The 15,752-nt window shown below is 67.9% G+C and carries 15 protein-coding genes and 1 pseudogene; 6 read left to right on the forward strand and 10 right to left on the reverse strand.

Going from position 1 to position 15,752, the window contains the following annotated elements; translation table 11 throughout:
* Window positions 1-8 precede the first annotated feature (8 nt).
* Together NY1_RS17620 and NY1_RS17625 are read right to left on the reverse strand one after the other, a co-directional pair.
* Entirely contained in the window at window positions 9-968 is a 960-nt protein-coding gene (locus tag NY1_RS17620) for a serine hydrolase (RefSeq protein WP_084535059.1), read from the reverse strand.
* Window positions 965-1,840, reverse strand: coding sequence for a LysR family transcriptional regulator (locus NY1_RS17625; RefSeq protein ID WP_067714053.1), 876 nt, complete (start codon window positions 1,838-1,840; stop codon window positions 965-967). Before NY1_RS17625 ends, NY1_RS17620 begins: the two co-directional genes overlap by 4 nt.
* A 165-nt stretch (window positions 1,841-2,005) precedes the next feature.
* Here NY1_RS17625 and bla point away from each other — a divergent pair, with 165 nt between their 5' ends.
* Window positions 2,006-2,944 carry a class A beta-lactamase gene (bla, locus tag NY1_RS17630; protein ID WP_067714055.1) on the forward strand — a complete coding sequence of 313 codons (939 nt, stop codon included), beginning with the start codon at window positions 2,006-2,008 and terminating at the stop codon, window positions 2,942-2,944.
* Window positions 2,945-3,012: 68 nt separating this feature from the next.
* On the opposite strand, the gene NY1_RS17635 is transcribed toward bla, so the two are convergent.
* From NY1_RS17635 to NY1_RS17645, 3 genes are all read right to left on the reverse strand, one after another.
* Window positions 3,013-4,617, reverse strand: coding sequence for an MDR family MFS transporter (locus tag NY1_RS17635; RefSeq protein ID WP_067714058.1), 1,605 nt, complete (start codon window positions 4,615-4,617; stop codon window positions 3,013-3,015).
* Window positions 4,618-4,630: 13 nt separating this feature from the next.
* Window positions 4,631-5,254 (reverse strand): TetR/AcrR family transcriptional regulator, encoded by a 624-nt coding sequence (locus tag NY1_RS17640; RefSeq protein ID WP_067714060.1) that lies wholly within the window; start codon window positions 5,252-5,254, stop codon window positions 4,631-4,633.
* A 67-nt stretch (window positions 5,255-5,321) separates the two neighbouring features.
* Entirely contained in the window at window positions 5,322-6,188 is an 867-nt protein-coding gene (locus NY1_RS17645; RefSeq protein ID WP_067714062.1) for an oxygenase MpaB family protein, read from the reverse strand.
* Window positions 6,189-6,248: 60 nt separating this feature from the next.
* Here NY1_RS17645 and NY1_RS17650 point away from each other — a divergent pair, with 60 nt between their 5' ends.
* Window positions 6,249-7,754, forward strand: coding sequence for a carboxylesterase/lipase family protein (locus NY1_RS17650; protein WP_067714063.1), 1,506 nt, complete (start codon window positions 6,249-6,251; stop codon window positions 7,752-7,754).
* Between the two features lie 72 nt (window positions 7,755-7,826).
* Here NY1_RS17650 and NY1_RS17655 read toward each other — a convergent pair.
* Window positions 7,827-8,825: pseudogene (locus tag NY1_RS17655) on the reverse strand (AurF N-oxygenase family protein).
* A 197-nt stretch (window positions 8,826-9,022) separates the two neighbouring features.
* On the opposite strand from NY1_RS17655, the gene NY1_RS17660 reads away from it, so the two are divergent.
* Window positions 9,023-9,961 carry a universal stress protein gene (locus NY1_RS17660; protein ID WP_067714064.1) on the forward strand — a complete coding sequence of 313 codons (939 nt, stop codon included), beginning with the start codon at window positions 9,023-9,025 and terminating at the stop codon, window positions 9,959-9,961.
* 45 nt (window positions 9,962-10,006) lie between these two features.
* Complete coding sequence (locus NY1_RS17665; RefSeq protein ID WP_067714522.1) at window positions 10,007-10,630, forward strand: carbonic anhydrase; 624 nt, start codon at window positions 10,007-10,009, stop codon at window positions 10,628-10,630.
* A 15-nt stretch (window positions 10,631-10,645) separates the two neighbouring features.
* Here the strand turns inward: NY1_RS17665 and NY1_RS17670 are convergent, their stop codons facing one another.
* Complete coding sequence (locus NY1_RS17670) at window positions 10,646-11,890, reverse strand: family 1 glycosylhydrolase (protein ID WP_233434368.1); 1,245 nt, start codon at window positions 11,888-11,890, stop codon at window positions 10,646-10,648.
* 282 nt (window positions 11,891-12,172) lie between these two features.
* On the opposite strand from NY1_RS17670, the gene NY1_RS17675 reads away from it, so the two are divergent.
* On the forward strand, window positions 12,173-12,655 hold the full coding sequence (locus NY1_RS17675) for a hypothetical protein (RefSeq protein ID WP_067714068.1): 483 nt from the start codon (window positions 12,173-12,175) through the stop codon (window positions 12,653-12,655).
* On the forward strand, window positions 12,600-13,565 hold the full coding sequence (locus NY1_RS17680) for an AraC-like ligand-binding domain-containing protein (RefSeq protein WP_067714070.1): 966 nt from the start codon (window positions 12,600-12,602) through the stop codon (window positions 13,563-13,565). Before NY1_RS17675 ends, NY1_RS17680 begins: the two co-directional genes overlap by 56 nt.
* Window positions 13,566-13,577: 12 nt before the next feature.
* On the opposite strand, the gene NY1_RS17685 is transcribed toward NY1_RS17680, so the two are convergent.
* The 3 genes from NY1_RS17685 to NY1_RS17690 are packed head-to-tail and all read right to left on the reverse strand — an operon-like array spanning window position 13,578 to window position 15,739.
* Window positions 13,578-15,125, reverse strand: coding sequence for an AMP-binding protein (locus NY1_RS17685; RefSeq protein ID WP_067714071.1), 1,548 nt, complete (start codon window positions 15,123-15,125; stop codon window positions 13,578-13,580).
* A gap of 57 nt (window positions 15,126-15,182) precedes the next feature.
* Window positions 15,183-15,341, reverse strand: coding sequence for a hypothetical protein (locus tag NY1_RS42995; protein WP_157762297.1), 159 nt, complete (start codon window positions 15,339-15,341; stop codon window positions 15,183-15,185).
* Entirely contained in the window at window positions 15,332-15,739 is a 408-nt protein-coding gene (locus NY1_RS17690) for a PPOX class F420-dependent oxidoreductase (RefSeq protein ID WP_067714072.1), read from the reverse strand. Before NY1_RS17690 ends, NY1_RS42995 begins: the two co-directional genes overlap by 10 nt.
* Window positions 15,740-15,752 lie beyond the last annotated feature (13 nt).

Here is a 15,752-nt window from a genome sequence, read left to right on the forward strand (position 1 = left end):
AGCGCCGTTCACTCCGGCAGCGGGCGGCGCAGGGCCGTGACCGCGATGCGGGCGACTTCGGCGATGGCGGCGTCCACCGCCGGGAGGATCGGGTCGGCACGCGCCGCCCGGGTGAAAACCGCTACGGCGACCGGGAATTCGCCGGGAAACTCCACCACCGCGACCTCGTTGCGAATGATGCCGATGGTGCCGGTCTTGCCCGCCACCGACACGTTGCTGTGCGGGAAACCGGCGGCGATGCGATGCTGCCAAACCTGCTGCCGCATCACCGATTTCGCGAACTCGGTGCGCTCGGGAGACAGTGCCGAACCGGTCCACAGCGCGTGCAGCAGCCTGGTCATCTCCTCCGGTGTGGTCGCGCTGGTGTAGGCCGGATCGTAGGCGGAAATAGTCCAGGCTTCGTCATTGTCGGCGAGCGCGGCGAAGGCTTCCGCGGTCGCGTGGGTGTCGGTGTCGCGGACCAGCGTGCGGTGCATGTCGGCGGTGCCGCCGATCACCCGGGTTTCGGTGAGGCCGAGGCCGGTGAGCAGGGAATCGATGGCGGGCAGCCCGATCTCGCCGAGCAGGATATCGGCGGCCGCGCTGTCGGAGACCGTCATCATGGAGGCGGCCAGATCACGCAGGCTCAAGGTGACGGGATCGCGCAGCGCGGCCAGCCCGGTCGGCCCGGGGGTGCAAGTGGTGGGGTCCACGGTGAGCCGGGTGGTGGGGTCCAGCCGCCCGCTGTCGATATCACGGCAGAACGCCAGGAACAGCGCGAGTTTGTAGACCGAGGCGGTGACCACGCGGGCGTGCCCGTCGACGCTGATCTCGGCGGGGGAGTCGTCGCAGCGGCGGGCGTGCAGCCATCCGGTGCAGCCGGCGTCGGCGAAGACGGCGCTGATATGTTGCGCCGCAGCGGAAATGGCGTCGCTTGAACCGGGATCGATGCGATCCGAGGCGGTGCGGCGGCGGGCATCGGTGTTCATCGGAGCCGCTCCCGGTACAGCCGGGCTTCGAGCGCCTCGGCGTGCGCTTCGGCACCCGGACGGCGAACGACCCGGACGCGCAGCGCGATCGCCTGCGGAGCCAGCCGGAGCCAGGTGACGCCCGGAGTCGTCGCGGGCGGCGTGGTGGTGAGCCCGAACGCCGCGCCCGAGGCCACGGCGGCGAACATCGATCGATCATCGGCGATCGGTGTGACGCGCGGATCCACACCGCGTTCCCGGAACAGATCGACGAGCGTGTCGAAGGCGGGCGGATTGGCCGCACGCGGGGAATGCGCGAACGCCAGTCCGGTCAGCAGGGGAAACGTGGGCCGTTCGGCGGCAGCGCTCGGATGATCCGCGGGCACGACCAGCCAGCGCGGCAGCTTGGTCACCGGACCCGCCTCCACCCCGTCGACCAGCGCGGGATGTTCGATCACCGCCAGATCGCACAGTCCCGCCCGCACCTCGCCGACCAGATCCACGGTCGAACCCATGGTGGTGGACACCGTCGCGCCCGGCCCGATCGCGGTCCGCAGCGCGCTCACACCCGCGGTGACCAGGGCATCGGACAACCCGCTCACCGCACCCCAGTGCACGGCGCCGCGCGCCTGCGCCAGCCGCTGGGCTTCGGCCAGCAGCTGCTGCGCGTCATCGACCAGCAGTCGGGCACGGGGGAGCAGGCGCACCCCGGCGGCGGTGAGCACCGCGCCCTGCCGGGTGCGATGCAGCAGCTCGACCCCCAAATGCTTTTCCAGCCTTTGGATTCCCTGCGACAGCGGCGGCTGGGTCATGTGCAGGGCGCCGGCGGCCCGGCCGAAATGTCCCTCGTCCGCCACGGAGACGAAATAGCGGAGATGGCGGATCAGGTCCATGAGGTCATTGAACCAGCATCGCCGCAGTAGCCTGCCCGCTCGGGTGCGCGAGGCCGGTATGAACGGGTCGGCACCGGGTGTGAACTGCGACGATATCCAGATCGACTCGCCCCCGCGACGGTCCGATATTGGCGATCTCCGCGTTGCCGATGGTGTGCTGCGGCGGTGACGTTCTCAACCGGCCCCCACCCGACCCGCCGCCATCGGTTCCTCGCCGCCGCTTTGACGGCCTGCGCCCTCACGGTCACCGCAGCATGCGGCACCGACTCCGGCAGCACCACCCCGACCACTTCGGCGAACCCCACCGCGACCACGGCTTTCGCCGACCTGGAGTCGAAACACGCTGCCCGGCTGGGTGTTTTCGCCATCGACACCGGGAACGGCCGCACCGTCGGCTACCGCGAGGGCGAACGCTTCCCGATGGCCTCCACCTTCAAGGGCCTGGCCTGCGGGGCGCTGCTGGACAAGCATCCCCTGTCCTCGGGCTACTTCGACCAGGTGATCCATTATCCCGCAACAGATCTGGTGGACTACTCGCCCGAAACCGAGAAGCACGTCGACACCGGCATGACCGTCGCCGAACTGTGCAAGGCCGCGATCACCCTGTCCGACAACACCGCTGGGAATCAGCTGCTGAAACTCCTGGACGGCCCCGCCGGTCTCACCGCCTACCTGCGCACCCTCGGCGATGCGACGTCGCGGCTGGACCGCTGGGAAACCGAGCTCAATACCGCCATCCCCGGCGACGAACGCGACACCACCGCACCCGGCGTGCTCGCCGCCGACTACCGCGCGCTCACCGTCGGCACCGAACTCCCCGAAGCCGAACGCGCACAACTGAAATCGTGGCTGGTCGCCAGCACCACCGGCGGTAATCGCATCCGTGCCGGGCTGCCCGCCGGCTGGACCGTCGGCAACAAGACCGGCAGCCCTGCCTACGGTTCGGCGCTCGATGTCGCCGTCGCCTGGCCGCCTAACCGTGCGCCGATCGTCATCGCGGTGCTCACCACCAAGTCCGAGCAGCAGGCCGAACCGGACAATGCCCTGGTCGCCGCCGCCGCGCGAACCGCGGTCGAATCGCTCGGCGTCACCGCGGCCGGATAGCCGGCGACGGCCGCGCACCAAACGGCGAAAGGCCGCGAGCCCGGGGGACTCGCGGCCTTTCCAGGCGCTCAGTGCGCGTCGGCCTTCTCGGCGTCCGCCTTCGGTAGCTCCTCCTCCAGCACCGCCTCACCACGCGCGACCATGCCCGCCTCATCCGACAGCTTCAGCTGGGGAATGAACAGCGCCAGCAGGAACGCCACCGCCACACCGGGAATCAGATACCAGAACCCCGGCACCAGCGCATCGACGTACGCGCCGACGATCGCATCGTGCAATTGCGTGGGCAGATGCTTCACCACCGACGGCACCAGCGCGGTCGGATCGACCCCCGAAGCCGCAGCCTCCTGCCAGTTGGCGCGGAAGGCATCGGTGAGGCCCTCGGTGAGCCGGTTGGTGAAGATGGAACCGAACACCGCGACGCCGATCGCGCCGCCCATCTCCCGGAAGTAGTTGTTGGCGCTGGTGGCGGTGCCGATCTGATCGGGCGTCACCGAGTTCTGCACGACCAGCACGATGATCTGCATGATCAGGCCCAGGCCCGCGCCCATCACGAACAGCATGGCCGACACCACGAACATCGAAGTGGCCGCGCTCAACTGGGTCAGCCACAGCATCCCCGCCCCCATCACCAGCGCGCCCAGCGGCGGATAGATCCGGTAGCGGCCGGTCTTGGTGATGGCCGCCATCGAGGTGATCAGGGTCGCCATCATGCCGACCACCATCGGGATCAGCAGCAGGCCGGAGACGGAAGCCGAAGCGCCGGTGGCCATCTGGAGATAGGTCGGGATGAATGCGAGCGCCGCGAACATGACCAGCCCGACCACCAGGCCGATGGCGGAGGTGAGCACGAAGGTGCGATTGCGGAACAGCCACAGCGGCAGCATCGGCTCCTCGGCCCGCGATTCGACCACGATGAACGCCGCCACCACGACCACCAGCGCCGCGATCATGGACAGGATCACCGACGAATCCCACGCGTAACGCTTACCGCCCCAATCGGTCACCAGGATCAGCAGTGTGGTCGCGGACGTCATCAGCAGCACGCCCAGGTAGTCCGGCTTCGTCTTGGGCCGGTGCGAGGGAATGCTCAGGTACTTGAACGCGATCACCAGCGCCGCGATACCGATCGGCACATTGATCCAGAAGCACCAGCGCCAGCCGGTGTGATCGGCGAAGAAGCCGCCCAGCAGCGGACCGGCCACCGAGGTGAGGCCGAAGATGGCGCCCATCGGGGCCATGTACTTGCCGCGATCCTTGGCCGGCACCACATCGGCGATGATGGCCTGCGCCAGGATCATCAGACCGCCGCCGCCCACGCCCTGCAGGCCGCGGAAGGCGATGAACTCCCAGAATCCGGTGGAGAGCGCCGCGCCCACCGAGGCGGTGGTGAAGACGCCGATGGCGAACAGGAACAGCCAGCGCCGCCCGAACAGGTCGCCGAACTTGCCGTAGATGGGCATCACGATGGTGGTGGCGAGCAGATACGAGGTGGCGGTCCAGGCCATATTGGAGACGCCGCCGAGCTCGCCCACGATGGTCGGCATGGCGGTGCCGACGATGGTCTGATCGAGGCTGGCCAGGAACATGCCCGCGATCAGCGCGGAGAAGATGAGCCAGATCCGCTTCTGGGTCAGGACGATCGGGGCCGGCGGCGCGGTAGCCGTCGTGGTCATCGGCGCTTCTCCTTCATCTCTTGTCAGGTCGGTGGAACAGTTCGAGCGCCAGCTCGCATTGCGCGCGCAGCGCATCGGCGACGGAGCGTTCGGGATGAGCGGCCAGCGACATGGCGCCCCGGGTGGACAGCGTCGACATGAGCGCGGCGGTGAGCGCGGCGAATTCGGCCGAAACCTCCGCACCGGCCCGCGCGCTCAGCAACTCCGCCACCGCCGCCTCGTGCCGCGTCCCCGCCGCGATGAACCCGGCGAGCACCCGCGGCTCGGTCTGAATAATCTCCGCGACCAGCGAAATACTCTCTCGCACTTCGTCATCCGGCTCGTACCCCGAGGCGTACAGCCAGACCACATCGTCCAGGAGCACCCCGCTCGGCCCGCCCGCCACGAACTCGCTGCGCGCGGCCGGCGTCCCGATCTCGGTGACCGGCCCCACCACCGCGTCCAGCTTGGTGTCGTAGTAGTTGAAGAACGTCCGCGGCGACACCCCCACCGCTTTCGCGATGTCGTCGGTGGTCGTCGCATCCAGTCCGCGCTCCACGGTGAGCCGCCGGGCCGCCATGCACAGGTCGATTCGGGTCTGCCGTTTCTTGCGTTCCCGCAGTCCGAGCTCCGGCTCGCCCCGCTCCGCCTCCGTCATGCCAAAAAAGTAGCAGAAACTGCAAAAATTCAGAAACTGCATTTTTCTTCGAGTGAGTATCGGCAGCTCAGGGCTGGAATCGCCTCGGCCGGGTTCGTGCACCCAGCCACCGCAGCGCCCACGCGAAGCTCGCCCGATTCACCCGCTCGGGCAGCATCCGAAACCCGATCCGAACCACCGCCGTGGTGAACCGATCCCGTCGCGCATCACCGCGGCTCCACGCCAACCCGAACCGCTGGCGCACCTCCACCGGCAGCCCGCCGACCACGGCGCCCCGCGACCACGGCCGCAACAACCGGCGCGTCCCCCGCACTACCACCGCGGGCAACAGCGGCACCGCACTCGGCTCGCTGATATCGGCGATATCCAGCGACCGCCGCGCGGCGACCGTCAATTCCAGCTTCTCCACGCAGAACCGGGTGAACACCACCCGGAACTCCGCATATGTCCCCGGCACCGGCCGCATGCTCACCCCGTACTCCCGGTACCACTCCACCGTCTCGGCATACAACCGCTCACGCCCGTCATCATCCAATTCAGCAGGCGGGTAATACAATTCGACGGACCGGAAGATCAACCACGTGAACGTCGCATGCGCCCACCAGAAGGTCTCCGGATCCAGCGCGTGATACCGCTCCCCGTCATCGAGCTCGCCCTTGATCCCCCGGTGCAGATCCCGGATCCGCAACCCCCGCATCGCGTGATCCTCGGCGAAGATGGTCGCCCAGATCTGCGGAATCGACCGATAGATCCGCCCGAACGGATCATCGAAGAACTCCGACTGCTCCGCCACCGCCGTCCCCAACGGCGGGTACATCAACTGCAGCACCCCCGCCGCGGTCCCCTCGAGTATCGACCGCCAATCACCGGCGTAATGCCGCAGCAGCCCTTGAGATTCCGTAGCGGGCGCAGGTGTGGAAGCTGGATGTGCCATCTGGGTCCCCTCCCATGATGTTGACTGTCCGAGAACAGTGTCGGTGACGAAGGAGTTCCCGTGGAAGCGATCGTGTCCGTGACCGGAGGCAAGATCCGGGGCCGTTTCGAGAACGGCGTGACGGCCTTTCTCGGTATTCCCTATGCGGCCGCGCCCGTCGGGCCTGCGCGATTCGAGCTGCCGCGACCGCCGGCGGCGTGGTCGGGATTGCGGGATGCCACCGTGTTCGGCCCCACCTGTGTGCAGACGCCGTATGCGCCGGGGCTGGACGCGATGCTGGGGTATGACCACATTCCCGGTGACGACTATCTGAATGTGAATGTGTGGACGCCGGATCCGGGTGGGTCCGGGCTGCCGGTGCTGGTGTGGATTCACGGGGGCGCGTTCACACGCGGGGCGAACTCGAAGCCGATCTACGATGGGGCGGCGTTCGCGCGTGACGGCGTGGTGTTGGTGTCGATCAACTACCGGCTGGGTATTTCCGGGTTCGCCGCGGTGCCGGGTGCGCCGTTGAATCGTGGTATGCACGACCAGCTTTGCGCGTTGCGGTGGGTGCAGGAGAACATCGCCGCGTTCGGCGGGGATCCGGGCCGGGTCACGGTGTTCGGGGAATCCGCCGGTGGGATGAGCGTGCTGAACCTGATGGCCACGCCCTTGGCGGAGGGCCTGTTCCGGCAGGCGATCGTGCAGAGCGCCAATGGGCTTGCTGTGGCGGCGGCGGAGGACGCCGAGCGGGTCGCCGTCGAGATCGCCGGAATTCTCGGAATCGAGCCCACCGCAGCGGCTTTCGGCGAACTCGATCCCGAGCGGATTCGGACGGCACAGGACGCGGTCGGCCTGGCATTGCTCAGCGATCCGGATCCGGCGCGATGGGGCGCGACGGTGATCGAACGGGGCGGCGGGATCATGAGCCTGTTCCCCGCGATCGACGGCGAAACCATCACCGGTGTGCCGAGCGAGATCCTGTCCGCGCGGCCCGATCGCATGGTGCCGCTGCTGGTGGGGGCGAACGCCGAGGAGTTCCGCTTCTACACCATCCCCTCCGGCCTGGCAGCGGCGATCACCGAACAAACGCTGCCGATCATGCTGGGCCGCTTCGGAATCGATCCCGACGTCGCCGGGGTGTACCGAGCCAATCGCCCCGATGCCGCGCCCGCCGACATCTTCGCCGCCATCCTCACCGACGGCATCTTCCGCGACGACGTCCTGAACCTGGCCGAAGCCGCCGCGACCGCCGGCAACCCGTCCTACGTCTACGAATTCGCCTGGCGCTCCGGCATTCCCGACCTCGGCTCCTGCCACGTCCTGGAACTGCCGTTCGTCTTCGACAACCTCGCCACCGCCCACCGCCTGACCGGCCCGAACCCACCCGCGCACCTGGCCACCGAAATGCACGCCGCCTGGGTGCGTTTCGCCACCCACGGCGACCCGGGCTGGTCCCGCTACGAACCGGGCACCCGCCAGGTGCACGTGTTCGACGCACCGCAGTCCCACGATGCCGCCGATCCGCGCGGTGACGAACTGCGCGCGGTGCGGGCGGCTACTGCCCGCGATCGATCGCGGTAGCCGAGCAGCAGCGGAATCCGGTCGGCCGGGGCGGATTGACCGTCCCGGCCCCGGCATCCGCGAGTACGGACCTCAGGCCGCCGCGTGTGCCGACCGGCGTTCGGGCTCGCTGCGATACCGGGACGCGGGCCCGGAGATGCCGAGTGCGCTCCACACTCGGCGCGACAGTGGGGTCATCATGCCCAGTTCCTCGTTGAGCCGGCGCATATCGCCGAAGTAGCTCGCGAGGATCCGTTTCGATTCGGGGGAGCGCCAGAACGCTTGGCGGAAAACGTCTTCGGGGATGCCGAACTCGGTGGCGAAGGAGCGCGGCGGGGTCATGATCTCGCCGGCCAGCCAGCGCATGACGATCGGGAACACGATGCCCGACAGCGTTTTCTGCCGCGCGCTCATCCTGCCCGCACGCACTTTCAAGAACTCGTTCGCGAACGAGATGTGCCGCGCCTCCTCGGCCACATGAATCTCCATGCAGCGCACCACCGCCGGCGGCAGGTTCGCGCCTTCGCGCAGGATCGACTTCTGGTAGTGGTCGATGGGCTCCTCGCCGCCGAGGATGCCGATGAACAGGCCCACCGGCAGGTAGCCGCCCGCGACGCCGACGAAGGGCGAGAGCCGCCGGAACCACGGCCGCATCCCCGGCACGTCCACGCCGATCCGATTGATCAGCTCCTGGAACATCTGGATGTGGTTGCACTCCTCGGTCATCTCGTGCAGGCAGTAGCGGAACTCGGGGGAACCGTTGGGCAGCTTCATGATGTATTGCATGAGCCCGCGAATGAGCATGCTCTCGAACGCCGCGCCGACCTTGATGCTGTTCGCGATCCGCCACCGCCCGATCTCGATCTGCCGCTCCAGCGGCAGCTCCCGGTACCACGCGGTGGCCCCGAGCGGATCGAAATCCGGCAGCACTCAGCGCGGATCCGCGGGATCGATCGCGAACTCCGGCGCATCCCAGTCGATATCGAGGTAGGGGTCGAAATTCCGGTGCACCGACCCGTCCGACAGGGTCGCCAGCAGGTCCCGGTAGTCGCGTCCGAAGTGGTCCGCGCGTTCCGACATGGGCAGGGCCATTTCGTGCCTCCTCGTTGAGTGCAGCGGCCCGTCACCGCGGTGACCGGCCCGACCAAGCGCAAGTATACGTAACAAGATGTAACACTCAACCCCTCGGAAGTGGCGCGATCGGGTGGGAACGCCGCGCTGCTAGGGTCGGAATCGCAGATAGCTGAAGGTTCACCAGAGCTCGAGACGCGATCAGTGCGGAGGCAGCAATGAGCGACCACGCCCACCAGGCCGAATCGGATGCGCGGGATTCGCATCTGCTCGCGTCCGCGCCCATCGTGGTGGGCGTGGACGGCGCGCCCGAATCCCGGGCGGCGGTGGTCTGGGCCGCCACCACCGCGGCGGCGCGCGAACGCGAACTGGTCATCGTGCACGGCACCAATCTGGAGATGACGCGGGCGCTGCTGGGCACCTACTCGTTCGTCGAACGCGATGTGGTGGACCCGATTTCGCGCTACGGCGAAGAACTGGTGGCCGAGGGCCGCGAGCTCGCCGCGGCGGCAGCGCCGGGCCTGCGGATCCGCACCGAGGTGTCGCCCGCGCATCCGTCGCGGCTGTTGATCGAACAGTCCGCGCACGCGTACCTGGTGGTCATCGGTGGTCCGCCGCACAAGCGCGGCCTGGGTCGCATCGGTTCTATCCTGCTGTCGGTGTCCAGTCACAGCCGCGGCGCGGTGGTGGTGGTGCGCGGCGATGCCGAAAACCCGGCCCGCGCAACGGGTCCCGTGGTGGTCGGCGTGGACGGCAGCCCGATCAGCGATGCCGCGGTCGCCGCCGCCTTCCGGGAGGCGTCACTGCGCGGCGCCCCGCTGCAGGCGGTGCACGTCTGGAGTGATCTCTATCTCGCGCAGTTCTCCGGCATCATCGACACCGAGATCGAGGCCGCGGAGACCGCCGAAGGCGAACGACTGCGGCTGGCCGAGCAGCTCGCCGGCTGGCGCGAGCGCTATCCCGATGTCGAGGTGAGCGTCGAGGTGCGCCTCGCCGACCCCCGCGATCACCTGCTGACCTGGTCGAAGTCGGCGCGCCTGCTGGTGGTCGGCAGTCGCGGCCGCGGCGGCTTCACCGGAATGTTGCTCGGCTCCACCAGCAATGCCCTGGTGCAGGATGCCGAGTGCCCAGTGATGGTCGTCCATCCCGCATCCTGACCCCCCGAACTCGGCAATGTCCGATTTGTGTGCATGATGGATTGCATGCCCCATTCGAATCCGATCAGTGCCTGGAAATCGCTTCGCGAGGGAAACGAGCGCTTCGTCAAGGGCGAGACACTACATCCGAGCCAAGGCGCGGCCGACCGCGCGAAACTCGCGGGCGGTCAGCAGCCCTCGGCCATCCTGTTCGGGTGCGGTGATTCCCGGGTCGCCGCGGAGATCATCTTCGATCGCGGCCTCGGCGACATGTTCGTGGTCCGCACCGCCGGTCACGTGGTGGACAGCTCGGTGCTCGGCTCCATCGAATACGGCGTGCAGGTGCTGAACGTGCCGCTCATCGTGGTGCTCGGTCACGACAGCTGCGGTGCGGTGCGCGCCACCATCGACGCCCTCGACACCGGCGCGGTGCCCGGCGGATTCATTCGCAGCGTGGTGGAGCGGGTGACCCCGTCCATCCTGCTCGGCCGCCGCGAGGGCCTCGAGACGGTCGACGAACTCGAGGGCCGCCATGTCGAGGAGACCGCGCGGCAGCTGCTGCAGCGCTCGACTACCATCTCCCAGCGCGTCATGGCCGGCGAATGCGCCATCGCCTGCGTCACCTACAACCTGGCCGACGGTCAGGCCAAGCTCAACAGCGTGTTCGGCAATATCGGCGAACACGTCTGATTCGCTCGCGGCCGGTCACCGTCCCGGGACGGTGACCGGGTTGAAGCAGCTCGACGGCAGATCCTGGATGGAACACAGCGCCGGGGACCGGGTGGGCAGATAGCCCGCGGGCACGCCGCCCGCCCCGGTGATGTCACGGTAGGCCCCGACCGCGGCGGTGGGCCGCCGCCCGAGCGACGGGTCGGTGGTGACGTCCACGGTGTAGAGCCCGAATCGCGGTGAGTAGCTGCCCCATTCGTAGTTGTCGGTAATGCTCCAGTAGTTGAACCCCATGACGTTCATGCCGTCGGCTTTGGCCCGCTGCACCCAATACACGGTGTCGCGCAGGTTGTCGACCCTGGTCATGCCGTCGGTGGTGGGGGAGCCGTTGTCGGTGGGCATGCCGGTCTCGACGATGTAGAGCGGGCGGCCCGGGAACTTCTGCGAGTAGCGGCGCAGCGCGTAGTAGATGCCGTCGGGTTCGAGTATCAGGCTCGAGGACTGATTGGTCAGCAGCGCGACCAGATTCGGCGGCTTGCTCAGCGATCCGCCGTAGTAGTAGTCGATGCCGATGTAGTCGAGCTTGTCGGCGATCCGGTCCACGAACGACGCCTCGGCCTGCGCGGTGCCGATGGCCGAATAGGCGATATTGCTGGTGACCATGGCGCCGCCCTGCCGGGCGTGAATGTGGTCGTAGATGGCGCGATGCGCGGCCACCATCCGGTCCAGCATGCCCGGCACGTCGAGGGTGCCGACCCCGCCGATCTGCTGTTCCTTGCCCACGTAGGCGAGCGGTTCGTTGAAGGTCACCCACAGCGGGTCGTAGCTCGCGTACCGGTCCACCACGGCGCGGGCGTTGGTCAGCCAGTCGTCCACCATGCCCGCGCTGCGCCATCCGCCGCGATCGACCGCCCAGCCCGGGAACACCCAGTGGTCCAGGGTGATCATCGGCTGCATACCGGCCGCGCGAATCCGCCCGATCATGGCGTCGTAGAAGGAAAAGTCCCATTCGCCCGGATTCGGTTGCACCCGAGCCCATTCCACGCTGACCCGGAACACGCCGACGCCCAGGTCGGCGGCGTTGCGGATGTCCTCGTCGTAGCGATGCAGGAAGTCGACGGAGTTGCGATAGTCCTCGGCCTGCCCCGAGCGGGCGTAGCGGCTCCAGTTGCTGTCGGGCGCGAATCCCTCGCTCTGGAAGCCGGAACTGGAAACGCCCCAGCGGAAATCGCCGCCCACCGCCGGTACCTCGGCGGTTGCGGAGCCGGGTGAAGTGAGCATGCAGCTAGTCAGAACGATACATGCCAGTGTGAACAGTGCACGTTGTCCCATCGCATCGAGACTACCTGTCGGAGAGCCCGTTTCGAGGCGCACTGATCAGATCCCCGCCGTCGCGCGTGCGATCGCCGGTCTTGTGGCCAGGCACAAAACCTGGCGCGGATGATTGTGCGGCTTGTGACTCGCCACAAAGTCGTTGCCGAAAAATGCGTTGTCGCATCGAATCTCCACAGCTCCCGTTGGTATCGCGCACGGGAGCGGCGCACCACATGGAGGTCTCACATCTTGGAGAGCATCGATACCGCGACTCTGCGGGCGGAGTGGCGAGAGCGACTCGTACGGGTCAATACCGAGCTGTCCGCCCTGCTGGTGCTGAATCACGGCCGCCCGGAAGCCGTGCTGCTGTCCGAGGCCACCTGGCTGCGCGGCTGCCTGACGGTTCCGGTCGCCGACGCCGATCGGCATTGGCGGGCCGCCTCCGATGTGCGCAGCGGGCTGAGCGCGGTGCGCACCGCCGCCTATCTGGCCGGGCAGCACACGCTGATCCGGAAGCTGTACGGCACGTTGTACAAGGACGATTCGGGCGCTCGATCACAAGGGGTGATCGCGCCGTGCGACTGGGTCCGGCGGGCGCTGCCGGAGCTGGCATGGAAGGATTCCGGTGCGGCTGGTGACAGGCCGGCGGTTCGGGATTCTGGGTTGAGGTGGGTTGATGGCGGGCGAGCGGCCGGAGATCCGGCGCGTCGATCTACGGTCCACCGGCGATAGTCCCGCGACCCAGGTTTTCGATCGGTGGGAAGCCGAGCTGAGCGAAGCCTATGTGCCGCTGGCGATTTCGCCGTCCGGCGCCGGTGACTTCCGGGCCTGGATCGAGCACGGCCGCTATGACGGGGTCGAGTTGTCGACGCTCGGTTCGACCCGGCAGCTGGTGCATCGGACCGACCGGTTGATCGCGCGGACCGCGGGGGAGTTCCTGCACACCAGCATTCAGATCGCTGGGCGCGGGCGCCTGCACCAGGACGGTCGCGTCGCGGATGTCGGGCCGGGCGCCATGGTCTTCTACGACAGCACGCGCCCCTACCATTGGGAATTCGACTCGGACTGGGAGATGGCCGCCGTTCAGGTGCCCGCCGCCACCCTACACGAGCGCCTCGGCCTGACCCTGCGCGAGATTCCCACCGCTCTCACCATCGCCCCCGGCACCCCCGCCGGCCTGGTCGCCGACTACTTCCGGGAACTGACCGACCTGCAATCGCGGGCGCCCGAACAGGCCCGGGCGCTGGCGGATTCGGCGGTCGACCTGCTGACCAGCGCGATCTCGCTGACCCGCCGCCAGGCGCTGCCCAGCGACGCCGTGCGCAGCCTCGCCGCCCGCCGGGTCATGGAGTACATGCGCGCCCACTGCACCGATCCGGACCTCACCGTCGATCGAATCGCCGAGGGCTGCGCCATCTCCCGCCGTACCGTCTACCGCGTCTTCGACGGTTTCGATGGCGGTCCGGCCGCCATCCTGCGCGGTCTGCGTGTCGAACACGCCTGCACCCTCATCCGGAACCGCCCCGGGTTGCCCCTCGCGGCGGTGGCGCGGGCCTCCGGGTTCCAGGTCGAGCGGCAGTTCTACCGCGCCTTTCGCGTCGAGAAGGGCATGACGCCGAGCGAATTCCGGTTGCTGCGCTGAGGCGGCGCGCGGTCAGGACGCCGGATAGAGGTCTCGGAGCTGGCGTTTGTAGACCTTTCCGGAATCGTCGCGGGGGAGTTCGCCGACGATGCGAATGACGGTGGGCAGCTTGTAGGCGGCGAGTTTGCCGCCGAGAGCGGTGCGGACGTCATCCTCGGTGAGTGTGGTTCCGGGGCGGGGAATGATATGTGCCGCAATGCGTTCGCCCAGGTCGCCGCGGTCGGGGATACCGAACACCGCGACATCCTCCACCTCGGCCAGTTCGCTGATCGCCGTTTCGATCTCGGCCGGGTAGATATTGACGCCGCCGGAGATGACGACCTCGCTGTCACGGCCGGTCAGGTACAGGTAGCCCTCTTCATCGAGGTAGCCGAGATCGCCGACGGTGATCATCGGGGTGGCCGGGGGAGTGTCGTTCCGGTTGAGATATCCGAAATCCGGCCAGTAGTCGGCGCGTTTGATGAACACGCGGCCCGTCTCTCCCGTGGGCACGGTGTTTCCGTGCTCGTCGAGGATGGCGACGCCCGCTCCGTCGAGAGGCCGTCCGACCGATCCCGGATGCTTCTGCCAGTCGGCGGCATCGATCCAGCTGATCGCGCCGGCCTCGCTGCAGCCGTAGAACTCCCACAGTGCGTCGCCGAACCAGTCGATGGCTGCGCGCTTGACGGCGGGCGGGCACGGCGCTGCCGAGTGGATCAGATGCGTCAGGCTCGAAATGTCGTACCGTGCACGGGTTTCCGGCGGCAGGGACAGCAGCCGCGACAGCATCGTGGGCACCACCTTCGCGTGCTGGATTCGATGCTCTTGCACCAGCTGAAGGAATTGCTCCGCATCCCATCGCGGCATGATCGTGATGTTGGTTCCCATCCGCAATGCCAGCACCGCAACAGCATTGGGGCTGGTGTGATAGAGCGGCCCCGCCACCAGCATCTGCCCGCCCGGCACCAGGCCCATACGCTGCGCTGTGGCCCCTGCGATGGACAGCAGTTGCTGTGGCGTCATCCGTTCCCGCAGTATGCCTTTCGGCCGTCCGGTGGTTCCCGACGTATAGATCAAACCCATCGAATCGGCGATCGCGCCTTCGACGTGCCCGAGCCCCTGTGGCTGCCGGTCGATCCAATCGTCGAACAACTCGTGCCGCCCGGTGGTCTGCTCGAGCTCGGGGTGCAGACGTGCTTCCCGGATGAGTTCCGCCGACATCGGAATCTCCAGAATCGCCGCGTCCGAACCGATCGACGCCAGCGCCGCTTCCACCGTCCCGACGAACTCGGTGTGCGCGATGACCAGCCGAACCCCCGCATCCGACAGCAGATGCGCGACCTCGGGAGCCCGCCACCGCGTATTGACCGGCACCGGATTGGCTCCACAGGTCGCCGCCGCCAGCGACGTCTCCAGGAACTCGATGTCGTTGCGCGCCATCACCGCAACCCGGTCGCCGCCCCGAATCCCGCCCGCCACGAACGCCGCGGCCAGCCGCCCCGCGCGCTCATGAGATTCACCCTGTACCCGCCACCGACTCCCGCACGTAATAGTCGGCGCCCCGCCCGCAGATTCGCTCATAGCCGCAGTCTGGCACGAAGCCTCCCGCGCTGCACCCGGCCCCCGCTGCCCGGCCGGTTACGCGACGCGGCGGCCGGCGCCCGCGGCGGCGGATTGCGCGATGGCGGCGAGCAGCCTGTGGTGGCGCAGAGCGGTCTCGAAGCTGGGATGTGGTTGCCGCCCTTCGGCTATCGCGCAAGCGACTTCCTGCGGCTGATCACCCCCCGTCAGTGCCAAGCGTGGCGAGTCTCGTACCACTGATCACCCGCCGGCTCACCCTCCAGATTCCAACTCCAGGACTGAACAGGAGTGATTCGCAGGTAATAGCCGGGCCCGACGATTCCCATGCGTTCGACGGCCGGTTCAGCATGCCCGTAGACCCGCAGTCCACGTGCAATGAACGGATCGAGCGAAACCAGATCATCGACGACGAGCGCCACCTCGGCATTGCCCGCCGCGACATTGCGCGCTTTGCGCGTGCGTGGAACCGTCGCGCCACCGCCCACCCAGAAGTGCGTGCCATCGAACTCGAAAGCAACGGGCACGACATCAGGCTGTCCACCGCCGTCAGTGGTAGCGAGCCGAGCCAGCGGCTGCGACCGGAGATACTCGAGTTCGGCATCCGTGAAGGTCATATCACCGAAGTAT

The sequence above is a fragment of the Nocardia yamanashiensis NBRC 100130 genome (assembly GCF_001613325.1).
GTDB classification, from domain to species: domain Bacteria; phylum Actinomycetota; class Actinomycetes; order Mycobacteriales; family Mycobacteriaceae; genus Nocardia; species Nocardia yamanashiensis.

Bases quoted from the DNA above. Each gene is read 5' to 3' on its own strand.
- NY1_RS17640 (WP_067714060.1), bottom strand. From the start codon at position 5,254: ATGACGGAGGCGGAGCGGGGCGAGCCGGAGCTCGGACTGCGGGAACGC.
- NY1_RS17660 (WP_067714064.1), top strand. From the start codon at position 9,023: ATGAGCGACCACGCCCACCAGGCCGAATCGGATGCGCGGGATTCGCAT.
- NY1_RS17620 (WP_084535059.1), bottom strand. From the start codon at position 968: ATGAACACCGATGCCCGCCGCCGCACCGCCTCGGATCGCATCGATCCC.
- NY1_RS17670 (WP_233434368.1), bottom strand. From the start codon at position 11,890: ATGCTCACTTCACCCGGCTCCGCAACCGCCGAGGTACCGGCGGTGGGC.
- NY1_RS17690 (WP_067714072.1), bottom strand. From the start codon at position 15,739: ATGACCTTCACGGATGCCGAACTCGAGTATCTCCGGTCGCAGCCGCTG.
- NY1_RS17665 (WP_067714522.1), top strand. From the start codon at position 10,007: ATGCCCCATTCGAATCCGATCAGTGCCTGGAAATCGCTTCGCGAGGGA.
- NY1_RS17635 (WP_067714058.1), bottom strand. From the start codon at position 4,617: ATGACCACGACGGCTACCGCGCCGCCGGCCCCGATCGTCCTGACCCAG.
- NY1_RS17685 (WP_067714071.1), bottom strand. From the start codon at position 15,125: ATGAGCGAATCTGCGGGCGGGGCGCCGACTATTACGTGCGGGAGTCGG.
- NY1_RS17645 (WP_067714062.1), bottom strand. From the start codon at position 6,188: ATGGCACATCCAGCTTCCACACCTGCGCCCGCTACGGAATCTCAAGGG.
- NY1_RS17680 (WP_067714070.1), top strand. From the start codon at position 12,600: ATGGCGGGCGAGCGGCCGGAGATCCGGCGCGTCGATCTACGGTCCACC.
- NY1_RS17625 (WP_067714053.1), bottom strand. From the start codon at position 1,840: ATGGACCTGATCCGCCATCTCCGCTATTTCGTCTCCGTGGCGGACGAG.